This is a genomic window from Xinfangfangia pollutisoli, assembly GCF_020179405.1.
Lineage (GTDB): Bacteria > Pseudomonadota > Alphaproteobacteria > Rhodobacterales > Rhodobacteraceae > Pseudogemmobacter > Pseudogemmobacter pollutisoli.
The window spans coordinates 40,722-54,947 of the sequence record NZ_JAICBZ010000015.1 but is presented as its reverse complement, the minus strand read 5'-3'; the positions used below and the strand labels follow the sequence as shown (position 1 = coordinate 54,947).

Sequence of the window (14,226 nt, the reverse complement as noted above, 5' to 3'; positions counted from 1 at the left end):
GGAGCAGGACGGAAGGCAGATCCTGCTGGGCGGCGGGGCCGGGCTGTCGGTCGGCAGCCAGCGCCGCGCCCGGGACGCCGCACTCGACAGTGGCCGCGACGATGCCGGCGCCGCGGCGGCGCTGTCGGTGCAGTTCTTCGCCAGCGGGCGGGTCGCGCCGGTGCTGATGCCGCTTCTGCCGGGCCGGGCCCTGCGGCTGCGGCTCAGCGCGGCCGAGGGCGGCGACCTTCTGTCGGCGCTTCTGTGTTCCGACCCCGATCTCGTGCCCGACGATCAGGCGGCGGCCTTTCTGGAAGGCTTTGCCGAAACGCTGGAAATGCCGCTGGCGCTGCTGGCCTGACCGGCGCCGCCCGCCCCCGGCGCATCGGGGGCGGAAGGTCGTGGTACCCGCAATCGGTCGATTTGCCCCCTTCGGCTTTTCAACCGGCGGAACTGTGATATTAGCATCTTGTCCAAGCAACCTGACGGGCCCCGACGATGGTGGAAACCAGCGCTCCGATCGACCTGTTTCCGCGCCGCACCCTGTCGCGCGCCGATGGCCCGCTTTACAAGCAGCTTGCCGATCTGATCCGCGACATGATCGCGACGGGCCGGCTGGAAGTGGGCACGGACCTGCCGAAAGAGGCCGAGCTGGAAGAGCATCTGGGCGTCAGCCTTATCACCGTGCGCCGCGGCCTGCGCGAGCTTGAGGATCTGGGCCTGATCCAGAAACGCTCGGCCAAGCCCGCCCGCGTCACTGCCAGCACGCCCACCCAGCGGGGCGGCACGCGGTTCATGGCCTATGAGGATCTGACCGATTTCACCCGGGGCGGACAGCTGGTCGTCGAGTCCTATGACCGGATCCGCGGCCCGGCGATCGAGAAATACTTCGGTCTGGCCAAGGATCAGGATGGCTGGTGCCTGCGCGGCCAATTGGTGGCCGGCGATCAGGTGCGCACGATCGTCACCACCTATTTCCCGCCCGAGATCGGCGACAAGCTGCGGATCGCCGATTTCTCGGATGTGCTGATCTTCCGCAATGTCGAACGCTGCCTCAGCCTGACGATCGAGCGGGTGCTGATCTCGGTCCGGGCCGAGATTGCCGGCAAGAAGACCGCGCGGGCACTGTCGATCGCCCCGGGCAGTGCGCTGATGACGACGGAAATGGTCTATATGACGCGCGACCGGAAATATCCGGTCGAGGTCACGGTGACGCAGACCCCGTCGGAACTGTTCACCCTGTCATACGACATTCCGCTGTCCACGCCCTGACCCGGCGCCGCCGGTCAGCTGATCAGGAAGTCCGGCGCGCCCGCGATCTCGTCCAGCGGCCAGATCGGCCGGCGCAGTTTGAAATAGTCGCGGATCCGGTAATTGGGCGAGGCCAAGGCGCCGCAATCGCAGACGATCACCTCGGCCGCGATCGGTTCAAAGGCGGCGCGGAAATGCTGCTGCGATTTCAGCCCCAGCACCGACAGCGTTTCGGGTTGGATGCCGAAAGCCTTGAACTGCTGCAGGTCATAGGCCTGGCCGCGTTCGGTGACGATCAGAATGTCGATCCCGTTCACCCGCAGCACCGCGGTCTTGCCGAAGCGGAAGGTGATGCCGCCGATCACGGGGCCGTCGCCGACCAGCAGCCCCTCGGCCGACAGATGCCGGATCTCGCCGGTCAGCATCAGCGGCGCCCCGCCATAGCGCGGATCGCATTTGCCGCCGACGGGCAGGGTCACGGTTTCGCCCAGCGCATGGCCGTGCAGGGTGGCGGCGGCTTCCGGGTCGATCAGCGGGCCGAAGCCCGCATTCTGCAGGTTCAACTCCAAAAGCCCGGCCAGAAGGTTGGTGGCATCGCCATAGGCGCCGGCGCCCGGATTGTCGGAAAAGTCGGAAATCACCAGCGGGCCCGGACGTTTCGGCTGAAAGCCCTGCACATAGGCGCAGGTTTCAGCCACCGACAGAAAGCGGTTCGCGCAGGCATCCCGATCTGCCCAGATCGACCCGGCCAGGTCGCGGGCGATCTGCTCGGCCCGGGCGGCGGCGCCTTCGGTCAGCAGATCGTAGCTGACCAGGATCGAGGGGCCGCTTTCCAGCACATCGGCATCGGCAAAGCCCGAATTGACCGACACGGCCAGAATGCCCGGCTCGGTCTCATGGGCGCGGGCGCGGTCGTAATAGGCCATGGTCGGCATCACATCCGAGCGGCCGCCATTCGCCTCGTCCAGCATCGGCAGCTTCAGCCGCAGCGTGCGCCCGCGGGCCCGGCCTTCCATCAGCCGCTGCATCACCCGCGCGGCATGGCTGGCGGTTTCGACATGGTCGACATGCGGGTAGGTCTTGAACGACACCGCCACATTCGCCCCCGCCGCCATTTCCGGCGTGGTGTTGGTGTGCAGATCCAAGGTGATGCCGATCGGCAGATCAGGGCCCAGAATCGCGCGCAGCCGGGTCAGCAATTCGCCTTCGGGGTCATCGCAGCCCTCGGCCGCCATGGCGCCATGCAGCGCCAGAAGAACCCCGTCGAGACTGTCTTTCTGCGCCGCCGCCGCATCGGTGATGATGCCCAGAAGATGTTCAAACGCCTCGGCCGTGACGATCGGGCCGGGCGTTGCGGTGGCCGAAAGCGCATGAGTTACCCGCCAGCCCTCGGCCTCAGCCACGTCGAGAAAGCCCTTCAGCTCGGCCCGCGCCTCGCGCCGCTGCGCGATGGCGGCGGCACCGGTTTCCAGGATCTCGACCCGGTATTCGTCCAGCCCGGTGCGGCCCTTGTTGAAGGTGCTGCATTCCTGGATCAGTTCGGCGGTCAGGACGTGGAAGGACATGGATCAGGCCTCTATCGGATTGAAACAGGCGACACGGCCCCGCGCGGTGGGGACGGTCGGCGGATAGGCGCTGCGGCAGCGGTCCAGCGCGCGCGGGCAGCGCGGCGCGAAGGGACAGCCCGGAGGCAGCGCGAAGGGCGAGGGGATCTCGCCCTCCATCGGCGCGATGGTGGCGCGCGCCGTCGGGTCGGGGGTGAAGGACGATGCCATCAGCGCCGCGGTATAGGGATGGGCGGGCGCCGCCTGCGGGTCTTCCAGCACCTCGACCACCGAGCCCAGATACATGACGACGATCCGGCTGCAGAAATAGCGCACCAGACCCAGGTCGTGGCTGATGAACAGGTAGGTCAGCCCGTGCTGGCGCTGCAGATCCTGCAGAAGCGCGATGATCTGGGCCTGGATCGACACGTCCAGCGAGGCGGTCGGCTCGTCCAGCACGATCAGATCGGGGCGATAGGCCAGCGCGCGCGCGATGCCCACCCGCTGTCGCTGGCCGCCCGACATCTGATGCGGGTAATTGCCGGCAAAGGCGCGCGGCAGGCCGACCTGATCCAGCAATTGCTCGACCCGGCCGGCGGGCACCTTCTCGCCCAGCGCGCGGAAGGGTTCCTCAAGGCAGTCGCGCACCGTATAGCGCGGGTCCAGCGAGGCGTAGGGATCCTGGAACACCATCTGCAGCTTCTTGCGCAGCGCCCGCAACCGCCGGCCGCGAATATGGGTCACGTCGGCGCCTTCGAACAGGATCCGGCCGGCGCTGGGTTCGATCAGCCGCATCGCCAGCCGCGCCAGGGTGGACTTGCCGCAGCCGCTTTCGCCGACCACGCCGACACAGTCACCGCGCGCCACCGTCAGATCCAGGTCGCGCACCGCCGTCATGCTGCGGGCCGGGCGCAGGAAGCCGCCGCCCGACTGGAAGCGCCGCGTCAGACCGCTGAGCGCGAGGATGGGATCGGCCCCGGCGGAGGGCTCTGCGGCTTTTGTCATCGGGCAACCTCGGGCGCGGCAGAAAGCAGCGGCAGCGGATGGTGGCAGGCGACCGTCATGCCGCCCTCGATCCGCTCGGGCGGGCGGGTTCTGCGGCACAGCGCATCGGCGCGCGGGCAGCGTTCGGCAAAACGGCAGCAGGCATCGCCATAGGCCGCGGCCGAGGGCACGCCGCCGGGAATGCCCTTCAGCGCGCCGGGCGCCATGCCCTCGCGCGGGATGCAGCCGATCAGCGCGGCCGAATAGGGATGGCGCGGCGCGGCGAACAAGGTCTCGACCGGCCCGCTTTCGGCCACGCGCCCGGCATAAAGCACGCAGACCAGATCGCAGATCTGCGCCACGACGCCCATGTCATGGGTGATCAGGATCAGCCCGATCTGCCGTTGCCGCACCAGATCGGCCAGGATCATCACGATCTGCGCCTGCACCGTCACATCCAGCGCCGTTGTCGGCTCGTCGGCGATGATCAGCTCGGCATCGGCGGCCAGCGCCATGGCGATCACCACCCGTTGCTTCATTCCGCCCGACAGCTGATGCGGATAGGCGCGCGCCACCTGGGCGGCATCGGGAATGCGCAGCCGGGTCAGGATCTCGACCGTGCGGGCGCGGGCGGCGCGGCGCGACAGGCCCAGATGCAGCCGCGCGACCTGATCGACCTGATCGCCGATGGTCTTCAGCGCATCCAGCGCCGACATCGGGTTCTGGGTGATGAAGGCGATGCGCTTGCCGCGCAGGCGGCGCAGCGCCGGCTCGGGCAGGCCGGCCAGATCCTGGCCGTCGAACAGGATCACCCCGCCGGTCACCACCCCGCCGATCCGCCGCACCAGCCCGGTCAGCGCCAGCGCGGTCAGGGACTTGCCCGAGCCGCTTTCGCCGACCAGCCCCAGCACCTGGCCGCGATCAACGGCAAAGCTGACGCGGTCCAGCAGCCGCAGGATGCCGATGCTCAGCGACAGGTCCTTCACCTCAAGCAGCATCAGGCCGACCTCACCCTTTCGCGGATGTCCAGCTTGTGCAGCAGCGCATCGCCGAACAGGTTGATTGCCACCACCGTCAGCGCGATGCACAGGCCGGGAAACAGGATGATCCAGGGCCCCTTGAACAACAGGCCCGAGCCCGAGGACATCATGCCGCCCCAGGACGGGGTCGGCGGCTGCGCGCCGAGGCCAAAGAAGCCCAGCGTCGCCTCAAGAATGATCGCATCGCCCGTGGCCAGCATGCCCGCCACCAGGACCGGGCCCAAGCAATTGGGCAGCAGATGGCGGAACAGGATCGCGGTCCCAGACGCGCCCATGCCGCGGGCGGCCTCGACGAAGGTTTCCGATTTCAGCGACATCACCTGCGCCCGGGTCAGCCGGGTGAACTGCGCCAGATAGGCCACGCAGATCGCGACCAGCGTGCCGGTGGTGCCGGGGCCGATGATCGCCACCAGCATCAGCGCCACCAGGATCTCGGGGAAGGCCCAGGTCAGGTCGACGACAACCATCACCGCGCGGTCGAAGCGCCCGCCCAGATAGCCGGCGCTGGCCCCCAGCACCATGCCGCAGAACAGCGAGATCGCGATCGCCACGCCCGAAACCGACAGCGAGGTGCGCGCGCCGTAAAGGATGCGGGTCAGCAGATCGCGGCCGAATTCGTCTGTGCCCATCGGATGGGCCAGGCTTGGCGGCTGGAAGGCGCCCGGCAGGTTCTGCACGTCATACTCATAGGGCGTCAGCCAGGGCGCCAGCAGCGCGCCCAGGATCAGAAGCAGCAGGAAGCTGCCGGCGATGGCGCCCTTCCAGCTGGTGAAGGCCAGAACGGGGGCCGATCGCAGCACAGCGGGCAGCAGGCCCGGACGGGGGGCGGCGGCGGTCATTTCAGCCCATCCCGAATGCGCGGATCCATCGCCGCCTGCAGCAGATCGCCCAAGAGCGTGCCCAGGAGGACCGCCATCGCCAGGATCAGCAGCGAGGCCTGCACCACCGGGTAATCGTGCTGGTTCAGCGATTTGATCAGCAAAGACCCCAGGCCCGGCCGCGCGAAAACCACCTCGACCGTCACCGCGCCGCCCAGGATCCAGCCGATCCGCAGCGCCAGGATGGTGACCACCGGGATCAGCGCATGGCGCAGCACATGGCGCAGCTGGATCACCACCGGATGCACGCCCTTGGCATGCAGCAGCATCACGAAATCGCGGCTTTGCGCGTCGATCATCGCCACCCGCGTCACCCGGGCGACCAGGGCCGTGCCGCCAAGGCCGATGGTCACCACCGGCAGGATCAGGCTTTCCCAGCCCCGCGCGCCCGAGACCGGCGTCCAGCCCAGGCTGACCGAGAAGATCAGGATCAGCAGCAGGCCGATCCAGAAATTCGGCAACATCGAGCCGAACAGGACCCCGCCCATCAGCCCCTGATCCAGCCAGCTGCCCTTGGCGCTGGCCGCGATGACGCCGACCGTCACGCCCAGCACGGTCGACATAACCAGCGCCAGCCCGCCCAGCGCCAGCGAATAGGGCAGCGCCTGGCCGATCAGGCTGGCCACCGGGCGGCGCTGCACGATGGCCGTGCCGAAATCGCCCTGCAGCACATTGCCCAGCCACAGCGCGTATTGTTCGTAAAGCGGGCGGTCCAGACCGTATTTCGCGGTCAGCGCCGCCCGCTGTTCGGGCCCCGCCCCGATCTTGAGCAGATTGTCGATCGGATCGCCCGGCAGAAGGTGGATCATCAGGAAGATGATCACCGACACGGCCAGAAAGACCGGCACCAGCATCAGGATGCGGCGAATGGCGAAGCCCAGCAATGGCTTACTCTTTCACGTCAAGTTCAAGGAAGCCCAGCGTGTTGAACCGCGCGGCCTGCAGCGGCTCGGGCAGCGAGAGGCGCTCGGCATTGTAGCCGATCAGCTGCACCGGCTCGTAGATCGGCGCATAGGGATACAGCGAGTTGATATACTGGTGATAGGCGATGAAATTCGCCTCGCGCTCGGCCGCCGTCTTCGCCCCGGTCATCGCCGCCGCCTTCAGCTCTTCGGCCTTGGGATCGTTCAGCATCGAGATGTTGGGGTAATACAGACGGTCGCCGCCGAAGAACCATTCCAGGATATCGGCATTGTCCCAAAGATAGGTGCGCACTGCCAGCTGCTGCTCGCCGGTCTTGTACTGGTCGCGGATCGCGGCGCTGTCGAAGGTCAGGATCTCGGCCTCGACGCCCACGGCCTTCAGCTGGGCCTGCACCACTTCCGACAGGCGGCGGAAGATGCTGTCGGACTGGGTCCACAGCGTCACCGACAGCCGCTGGCCGTCTTTTTCGCGAATGCCATCGGCGCCCTTGACCCAGCCCGCGGCCTCAAGCGCGGCATTGGCGCGGTCGGGGTCATAGCTGATGCGGAATTCCGGCGCGGTCTGCGATTCCGGCAGGGCCGAGATCAGGAACCCGTCCGCCGCCTTGCCGCGCCCGTCAAACACCGCATCGACGATTTCCTGCTGGTTGATCGCGAAAGCCACGCCTTCGCGCACCTTCACATCGTCGAAGGGCGGCTTGGTGACGTTGATCGGCATATAGATCAGATCGGTGCCGGGCAGTTCCAGCAGCTTCAGATTGTCGGTGCCCGTCACTTCGCCGACGAAATCGGTCGGCACGTTCATCAGCATGTCGACGCCGCCGGTCTTCAATTCCAGAAACGCGGTCGAGGCTTCGGCGATCTCGCGCAGGGTCAGCGTCTCGATCTTGGCCGGACGCCCGGTCGCCGCGCCCGGCCCCCAGGCGTAATCGTCATTGCGCACCAGCACGGTCTGGTTGCCGATCTCGAAGCTTTCCAGCTTGAAGGGGCCGGTTCCCACGGCCTCGACCACGCCGAAATCCTCGCCCAGTTCGGCGAACACGGCCGGATCGGGGATCGAGCCGTAAACGGTGGACAGGTTGTACAGCAGGTTCGGCTCGGGCCGCTTCATCACGAAGCGCACTTCGGTGTCCGACACGGCTTCGGCATGGTCGATCGCGTCGAACAGATATTCGTTCTCGGTGCCCTTATACAGCGGCAGCCAGTCGACCACGGTCTGGGCGGTGAAGGGGGTGCCGTTGTGGAAGGTGACGCCGGGCTTCAGCTTGAAGGTCCAGCTCATCCCATCGGGCGCCTCTTCCCAGCTTTCGGCCAGCTGCGGCACGTATTGCAGCTTCTCGTCCTTGGCGACCAGCCGGTCGTAGATCAGCCAGGCGCCGACCGACAGCAGCTGCGCGGTGATCGGATTGTACGAGGTGGCGCCCACCTCGTTTTGCGACATGACCACGGTCACGTCCTGCGCCTGGGCCGGCAGAAGCGCGCCCCCGGCCAGAGCCGTGCCAAGGAGAAGCGAGCGGATCGTCTTCATGATGTTCCTTCCGGTTGGATGCCCTGTTCGGGGCTGTTGTTGTGGTCTTCTGCAGGAATGGTCGGGGCGGGGCGTCAGCGGTGATGGCCGACGAACTGGCCGTAGCTTGCGGAAATGGCGTTCAGCCGGGTCTCGATCCCGGGGCCGATCTCTTCGAAGACGCGGTTGACCAGCAGGTTGATCAGCCCGGCCATCTGGCCCGAGGCGTCCCAGAAATGGTTGAAGTCGGTATCGACGCGCAGCACCTCGTCGGCGATGGCGGGGGCCCAGCCGCAATAGGGATCGGTGATCACCGTCACCGGAATGCCCGCCGCGCGGGCCTTGCTGGCCAGGGCATGCGCCAGGCGCGAATAGCGGCGGATCTCGATGATGACCAGCGCGGCGCCGGCCGGATCGTCCAGCAGGATTTCGGCGAAATGCCCGCTGTCCAGCGCCACGGATTGCACGCCGGGCCGCAGATAGGCCAGGTTATGCGCCATGTATTGCGCCAGGCCGCGTTCGGTCTGGAAACCCGCGACATGCACTTGCCGCGCCGTGGCCAGGCGCCGGGCGCAGCGCAGGAATTCGGGGCTGGCGGCCAGTTCGTGATTGCGCATCACCGCGCGGATTTCCAGCTCCAGCGCCAGATTGGGCGCCTCGGCGCGCCCCCCCGCCGGAACGCCGCCGGCGCCTCCGCCCTGGCGATGCGCGAAACGTTCGGCCAGGGCCGCGCCGTTCAGCCAGGGGCTGTCGCCCACTGCCGCGATCGCCTGCAGATCGGCCTCGGCCTTCAGCGCCTCTTTCATTTCCTTCAGGTTGCGATAGCCCAGCGTCCGCGCCAGCCGCCCGACCGACACTTCGGACACCTGGATCCGCGCGGCCAGCGAGGCCGCCGTCTCGAAGGGCAGGTCGACGATATGGTCCAGAAGATAGGCCGAAATCGCGCGCTCGACCGGGGTGCCTTCGACCAGAATCGCCCGAAGGCGGGCGTGAAGGCCTGTGTCATCCCCGGCTGATTGCATCGCTTCCCCTTCCCCGATCTGCACCGGCCCCCTCTCCCAAAGAGCCCGGATGGCAGCGTCTGCGGCCTGTCCCGAACGCTGACAGTAACCTAACATCAAGTCAATCTTGACTGTAAACTAAAAAAGCCCTTCCCTGCCCCGGACCCGCAGGCTGCCCGATCTTTCATCCGCAGATCGGGTCATCCGAATGTTTTGCAAAGGAAACCCCATGGCCCTTGCGCCGCTGCGCGACCCGCTGGTGATCGAATCCGCCGAATTGCGGCTGATCGAACTGCCGCTGCTGCACCCGTTTCGCATCGCGACGGGCACGATGTACCGCAAGGTGATGCCGATCGTGGTGCTGCGGGGCGGCGGGCAGGAAGGCTATGCCGAGGGCGTGGCCGATGTGCTGCCCGACTACCTGCCCGAGACCATCGTCTCGTCGATGATGATGATGCGCGAGGTGTTTCTGCCGCAGATGGTGGGCCGCGCCTTCGCCAATCCGCATGAGATCGAGCGGCTGTTCCGGCCCTGGCGCGATCACCAGATGGCCAAGGCCGCGGTCGAGATGGCGTTCTGGGACCTTTGGGCCAAGGTGCAGGGCCTGCCGCTGTGGCAGGTGCTGGGCGGCACGCGCGATCAGGTGGAAGTGGGCGTCTCGCTGGGGATCAAGCCGATCCCCGACACGCTGGACGATGTGCGGCTGCATGTGGCGCAGGGCTATCGGCGCATCAAGCTGAAGGTGATGCCGGGGCATGATCTGAAGCTGCTGGATGCGGTGCGGGCCGAGTTTCCCGATACCCATCTGACAGTGGATGCGAATTGCTGCTACACGCTGGCCGATCTGCCGGTGCTGCGCGCGATGGACGGCTACGGGCTGGATTACATCGAGCAGCCGCTGGCCTGGAACGACCTGCATGACCATGTGCGGCTGCAATCCCTGCTGGCCACGCCGCTGTGCCTGGACGAATGCATCCGCAGCCTGCCCGATTGCCGCAAGGCGCTGGCCAGCGATGCGGGGCGGGTGATCAACATCAAGGTCGGGCGGCTGGGTGGCCATGTCGTGGCCAAGCAGGTCCACGACCTTTGCCTGGCGCATGACGTGCCGGTCTGGTGCGGCGGCATGCTGGAGGCCGGGATCGGCCGGGCGCATAACATCCATCTCTGCACGCTGGAGCAATTCTCGCGCCCTGGCGACACCTCGTCCTCGTCGCGCTACTTCGCCCGCGACATCGTGGTCGAGAAGCTGGAAACCAGCGACGGGCTGATGCCCATCCCCGCCAATGGCGCCGGCATCGGCGTGACCATGGACTGGGATTTCCTGGAGACGATCTCCACCTCGGTCGAGACGATCCGGCCATGATCGTCTGCCGCGACCTGAAGGGCCTTGCCGAGTTCCGCGCCGCCTATGCGATGCAGCATGCCGTCTGGGGGGACGATGACCAGGCCGATCCGCCGGATCTGCTGATGGTGATCCAGGCCGAGGGCGGCATCGTCGCCGGCGCCTTTGATGGCGCGATGCTGGCGGGCTATGTCTTCGGCTTTCCCACCGCCGACCCCGAAGTGCAGCACAGCCACCGGCTGGCGGTGCTGCCGGCCTATCGCGGCCGCGGGTTGGGGGCGGCGCTGAAATCCTATCAGCGCGACTGGTGCCGGGCCCGCGGCATAAGGCGGATCCGCTGGACCTATGATCCGCTGATGACCCGCAATGCCAATCTGAACATCAACAATCTGGGCGCGATCGGCACGCGCTATCTGGTGAATTACTACGGCGCCGAAGGCAGTTATCAGGGCGGCGTCGAAAGCGACCGCGTCGTGGCCGAGCTGCATGTCGATGGCCGGCCCCAGATGCAGATCCGCGACCAGGTGGCTGTGGTGCCGGATTTCCACATGCTGGTGCGCCAGGCCGGCGCAAAGGCCCAGGCCGCGCGGGCCGAAAGCCGGGCCGCGATGCTGGCGCGGTTCGAGGCCGGCCTGTCGATCGTCGGCTTCGATCCGGCGACATCCACCTATCATTTCGGCGCCTGAACCCGCGGCCTTCCGCGTCCGTCGGCCCCGCGCCGCCGTCTGACCTGCCCCCGCCCGCTTCGGGCGGGGCGGCGGGCTGTTCCCCCCTTCGCCCCCTACCCTTCCCCCCGCTTCCCGCCCTGGGCTTTGGCGGGCCGCCTCTGCCTTTGGCAGCCGGTGCGGCGGCAGGCATATCGCATGCACGTTGTTTATTATTGCATACATAAAGATTCATACTTAAAACACCGCTGCTACCATTGCATGCATTCTAGGGAGGAAACGCATGTCTAGGCTTGCACTATCCGGCACCACCGCATTGATCCTGCTGGCATCTTCGGGTGTCTCGCTTGCGCAAGAGGTGCTTCGCATCAGCTCCTGGGGAGGAGGTTGGCGCGATCTGATCGCCGAAACCATCGCTGCGAAATTCACCGAAAACACCGGCGCCGAGGTCGAGTTCATCACCGGCGGCACCATCGACCGGCTGAACCAGGCGCAGCTTGCCGCCGGCGCGCCGGAAAGCGACGTGACCTTCACCACGGCGCATGTCGGCTGGCTGTACCAGAATTCCGGCCTGTTCGAGCCCCTGGACATGTCGCGCCTGTCGAATGCCGACAAGCTGTTCGACCAGGCCAAGATCAGCCCGGGCCATGTCGGCGTCTGGTCCTATGTCTATACCATCGTCTATGTGCCCGACCTGGTGCCCGATGTCCGCTTTGACAGCTGGGCCGATCTGTGGTCGCCCGCGCTGGCCGGCAAGATCGGGCTGTCCGACTTCGATCCCTCGTCGATCATCGCCGCCACTGCGAAGATGGAAGGGCTGGGCATCGAGGACTGGCGCCAGGCCACCGACAAGCTGAAGGCGCTGAAGCCGAATGTGCGCGCCTATTTCCCCTCGGATGCGGCCAGCGAGCAGCTGATCTCGACCGGGGAAACCCCGGTGCAGGTCATGCTGTCGATGATGGCGCATCAGCTGCGCGATCAGGGCATCGACCTTGAGATCGTGATTCCGAAAGAGGGCGCGGTGCTGAACATGGATGCCATCGGCATCATGAAGGGCACCGACAAGCTGGACCTGGCCTATGCCTTCATCGACGCCGCACTGGACCCCGAGGTCCAGGCCAAGATCGTGGCGATCAAGAAAGGCGGCGCCACGGTCGAGGGCGTCGAGGTGCCGCCCGAAGTCGCCGCCCTGCCCGGCGTGTTCCTGACGCCCGAGCAATGGCAAAGCGAGGCGATCTATGTCGACCCGCAACTGCGCGCCGAAAAGCTGACGGAATGGCGGACCTGGTTCTCGGAAGAGATGATCGCCAACTGAGTTTCCACAGGCCCCTGCGCCCGGCCGGTCCGGGCGCAGGGTCAGACCCATGACAAGCGGTCCGTCCGATCCGGACCGCCCGCATCGCTGTTGCCTGCGCCTCGCCCAACGGACCCTGAAAGGCGATCCATGACCCGAAGCTCGATCTTCTACTGGTTTGTCACGCCGGCCATCCTTCTGGCCCTGCTTTACGCGGCCGCCCTGTCCTGCATCCTGGTCTTCAGCCTGCGCGAACATGTGCCGGGCAGCCTGGTCGTCGGCGGCTGGACGGTCGAGAATTTCTCGTTCCTGCTGCGCCCGCTGCTGATCGCCGTCTTCTCGGACACGGCGCTGATCTGCCTGCTGACCGCGCTGGCCACCCTGCTGGTCGGCTATCCCATCGCCTATGCGCTGGTGCGGGTGCGCAGTTCCTTCCTGCGGGCGACGATCCTGATCATCGCCATCACGCCGATGTTCACAGGCGAGATCACCCGCACCTATTCCTGGCTGCTGGTCCTGGGCAATTCCGGCTTCATCAATGCCGCCCTGCTGCAGCTGGGCCTGATCGCCGAGCCGGTGCAGATGATGTTCACCCTGCCCGCGGTGGTGCTGGTCCTGGTCCATTTCACCCTGCCGATCATGGTCATCATCCTGGCGACCGCGATCAGCCAGATCGACCCGGCCTATACCAAGGCCTCGGAAAGCCTGGGGGCGGGGCCGCTGCGCAGCTTCTGGCATGTGACCCTGCCGCTGTCGGCGCCGGGGCTGATCGCCGGGATCATCACCTGCTTTGCCTGGACCTTCAGCGCCTTCGCCACCCCGCAGCTGATCGGCGGCGGCAAGGTGAACATGATCGGCAATGTCGTCTACCAGATCGGCATTTCCAGCTTCAACTTCCCGCTGGCCGCGGTGCTGAGCCTGGCGGGCGTCCTTTTCACCATCGTCCTGGTCGGCCTGATGCGTTTCGCGCTGCGCCCGCTGGACCATATCCGGGTCGGGTAAGCGCATGCGTCTGAACTTTCACAGCATCGCCTTCTGGCTTCTGGTTTCACTGCTGATCGGCTTCGTGCTGCTGCCCGCCGTGGTGACCGCGATCGTTGCCTTCAACGCCGGCGCGGTCATCACCTTCCCACCCAAGGACTGGTCGCTGCGCTGGTTCGAACGCGCGCTGACCTATCGCGATTTCCAGCGCGGCCTGTGGAACAGCGTGATCGTCATGCTGTGGACCTCGGTCTTCGCGGTCAGCATCGGCGGCGCCTTCGCCTGGGTGATCGACCGCTGCGACTTTCCCGGCAAGCGGCTGCTGGAAGGGCTGCTGACCTCGTCGCTGCTGATCCCGTCCTTCACCATCGGCATCGGCTTTCTGATCCTGGCCAATCAGGTCGCGATGAACCGCAGCTTCGCCGTGGTGATCGTGACCCATGTCATCCTGGTTCTGCCCTTCGTGATGCGCGCGGTCTTCGTCTCGCTGCGCAGCATCGACCCCAGCCTGGAACGGGCGGCGGCCAGCCTCGGCGCCGGGCCCTGGGCGGTGCTGCGCACCATCACCCTTCCGCTGATGGTGCCGGGGCTGTTCTCGGGCCTGCTGTTTGCCGCGATCCTGTCGTTCAACGAATTCACCGCGACGCTGTTCGTCTCGGCCCAGGCGACCCAGACCCTGCCCGTCGCCATGTACAATTACGTCCGGGAATATGCCGATCCGTCGATGGCGGCGCTGTCGGTGATGTTCTTCGTGATGATCACCGTCGTTCTGGCACTGACCAACTGGCTGATGGATCTGGGGCGGATCCTGGCCATCAAATCCCAAGATCACTGAGG

14 protein-coding genes are annotated in these 14,226 nt (G+C 66.5%); 7 read left to right on the top strand and 7 right to left on the bottom strand.

Annotated features, from left to right (window positions below; all coding sequences use genetic code 11):
- The coding region (locus K1Y73_RS07265) for a hypothetical protein (RefSeq protein ID WP_225027551.1) at positions 1 to 340 on the top strand (340 nt) is incomplete at its 5' end.
- Positions 341 to 477: 137 nt separating this feature from the next.
- The gene (locus K1Y73_RS07260) at positions 478 to 1,251 is read left to right on the top strand and encodes a GntR family transcriptional regulator (RefSeq protein ID WP_225027550.1); all 774 of its coding nucleotides are present in this window, start codon (positions 478 to 480) and stop codon (positions 1,249 to 1,251) included.
- A gap of 14 nt (positions 1,252 to 1,265) precedes the next feature.
- Here the strand turns inward: K1Y73_RS07260 and K1Y73_RS07255 are convergent, their stop codons facing one another.
- The 7 genes from K1Y73_RS07255 to K1Y73_RS07225 form a co-directional block, all read right to left on the bottom strand.
- Complete coding sequence (locus K1Y73_RS07255) at positions 1,266 to 2,795, bottom strand: M81 family metallopeptidase (RefSeq protein ID WP_225027548.1); 1,530 nt, start codon at positions 2,793 to 2,795, stop codon at positions 1,266 to 1,268.
- 3 nt (positions 2,796 to 2,798) lie between these two features.
- Positions 2,799 to 3,779: an ABC transporter ATP-binding protein gene (locus K1Y73_RS07250; protein WP_225027547.1), complete on the bottom strand. Its 981-nt coding sequence runs from the start codon at positions 3,777 to 3,779 to the stop codon at positions 2,799 to 2,801.
- Complete coding sequence (locus tag K1Y73_RS07245; protein ID WP_225027545.1) at positions 3,776 to 4,756, bottom strand: ABC transporter ATP-binding protein; 981 nt, start codon at positions 4,754 to 4,756, stop codon at positions 3,776 to 3,778. The genes K1Y73_RS07250 and K1Y73_RS07245 overlap by 4 nt, the downstream gene beginning before the upstream one ends.
- Positions 4,756 to 5,637 carry an ABC transporter permease gene (locus K1Y73_RS07240; RefSeq protein ID WP_225027543.1) on the bottom strand — a complete coding sequence of 294 codons (882 nt, stop codon included), beginning with the start codon at positions 5,635 to 5,637 and terminating at the stop codon, positions 4,756 to 4,758. Before K1Y73_RS07240 ends, K1Y73_RS07245 begins: the two co-directional genes overlap by 1 nt.
- Positions 5,634 to 6,560: an ABC transporter permease gene (locus K1Y73_RS07235; RefSeq protein ID WP_225027542.1), complete on the bottom strand. Its 927-nt coding sequence runs from the start codon at positions 6,558 to 6,560 to the stop codon at positions 5,634 to 5,636. Before K1Y73_RS07235 ends, K1Y73_RS07240 begins: the two co-directional genes overlap by 4 nt.
- Before the next feature lie 4 nt (positions 6,561 to 6,564).
- On the bottom strand, positions 6,565 to 8,127 hold the full coding sequence (locus K1Y73_RS07230; RefSeq protein WP_225027540.1) for an ABC transporter substrate-binding protein: 1,563 nt from the start codon (positions 8,125 to 8,127) through the stop codon (positions 6,565 to 6,567).
- A gap of 74 nt (positions 8,128 to 8,201) precedes the next feature.
- A complete protein-coding gene (locus K1Y73_RS07225) occupies positions 8,202 to 9,128 on the bottom strand; it encodes a MurR/RpiR family transcriptional regulator (protein ID WP_225027538.1) in 927 nt (308 codons plus the stop codon).
- Positions 9,129 to 9,336: 208 nt separating this feature from the next.
- On the opposite strand from K1Y73_RS07225, the gene menC reads away from it, so the two are divergent.
- The 5 genes from menC to K1Y73_RS07200 all read left to right on the top strand — a co-directional run bounded on the left by menC (position 9,337) and on the right by K1Y73_RS07200 (position 14,224).
- Complete coding sequence (gene menC / locus K1Y73_RS07220; RefSeq protein WP_225027536.1) at positions 9,337 to 10,470, top strand: o-succinylbenzoate synthase; 1,134 nt, start codon at positions 9,337 to 9,339, stop codon at positions 10,468 to 10,470.
- A complete protein-coding gene (locus K1Y73_RS07215; protein WP_225027535.1) occupies positions 10,467 to 11,135 on the top strand; it encodes a GNAT family N-acetyltransferase in 669 nt (222 codons plus the stop codon). Before menC ends, K1Y73_RS07215 begins: the two co-directional genes overlap by 4 nt.
- A gap of 262 nt (positions 11,136 to 11,397) precedes the next feature.
- Complete coding sequence (locus tag K1Y73_RS07210) at positions 11,398 to 12,429, top strand: ABC transporter substrate-binding protein (protein ID WP_225027533.1); 1,032 nt, start codon at positions 11,398 to 11,400, stop codon at positions 12,427 to 12,429.
- A 129-nt stretch (positions 12,430 to 12,558) separates the two neighbouring features.
- Positions 12,559 to 13,410, top strand: a complete 852-nt coding sequence (locus K1Y73_RS07205) for an ABC transporter permease (protein ID WP_225027532.1) — start codon at positions 12,559 to 12,561, stop codon at positions 13,408 to 13,410.
- 4 nt (positions 13,411 to 13,414) lie between these two features.
- Positions 13,415 to 14,224 carry an ABC transporter permease gene (locus K1Y73_RS07200; protein WP_225027530.1) on the top strand — a complete coding sequence of 270 codons (810 nt, stop codon included), beginning with the start codon at positions 13,415 to 13,417 and terminating at the stop codon, positions 14,222 to 14,224.
- Positions 14,225 to 14,226: the final 2 nt, after the last annotated feature.

Excerpts from the sequence above, each read along its gene's own strand:
- menC (WP_225027536.1), top strand. The coding sequence starts at position 9,337 with ATGGCCCTTGCGCCGCTGCGCGACCCGCTGGTGATCGAATCCGCCGAA.
- K1Y73_RS07250 (WP_225027547.1), bottom strand. The coding sequence starts at position 3,779 with ATGACAAAAGCCGCAGAGCCCTCCGCCGGGGCCGATCCCATCCTCGCG.
- K1Y73_RS07215 (WP_225027535.1), top strand. The coding sequence starts at position 10,467 with ATGATCGTCTGCCGCGACCTGAAGGGCCTTGCCGAGTTCCGCGCCGCC.
- K1Y73_RS07200 (WP_225027530.1), top strand. The coding sequence starts at position 13,415 with ATGCGTCTGAACTTTCACAGCATCGCCTTCTGGCTTCTGGTTTCACTG.
- K1Y73_RS07225 (WP_225027538.1), bottom strand. The coding sequence starts at position 9,128 with ATGCAATCAGCCGGGGATGACACAGGCCTTCACGCCCGCCTTCGGGCG.
- K1Y73_RS07240 (WP_225027543.1), bottom strand. The coding sequence starts at position 5,637 with ATGACCGCCGCCGCCCCCCGTCCGGGCCTGCTGCCCGCTGTGCTGCGA.
- K1Y73_RS07260 (WP_225027550.1), top strand. The coding sequence starts at position 478 with ATGGTGGAAACCAGCGCTCCGATCGACCTGTTTCCGCGCCGCACCCTG.
- K1Y73_RS07230 (WP_225027540.1), bottom strand. The coding sequence starts at position 8,127 with ATGAAGACGATCCGCTCGCTTCTCCTTGGCACGGCTCTGGCCGGGGGC.
- K1Y73_RS07245 (WP_225027545.1), bottom strand. The coding sequence starts at position 4,756 with ATGCTGCTTGAGGTGAAGGACCTGTCGCTGAGCATCGGCATCCTGCGG.
- K1Y73_RS07205 (WP_225027532.1), top strand. The coding sequence starts at position 12,559 with ATGACCCGAAGCTCGATCTTCTACTGGTTTGTCACGCCGGCCATCCTT.
- K1Y73_RS07210 (WP_225027533.1), top strand. The coding sequence starts at position 11,398 with ATGTCTAGGCTTGCACTATCCGGCACCACCGCATTGATCCTGCTGGCA.
- K1Y73_RS07255 (WP_225027548.1), bottom strand. The coding sequence starts at position 2,795 with ATGTCCTTCCACGTCCTGACCGCCGAACTGATCCAGGAATGCAGCACC.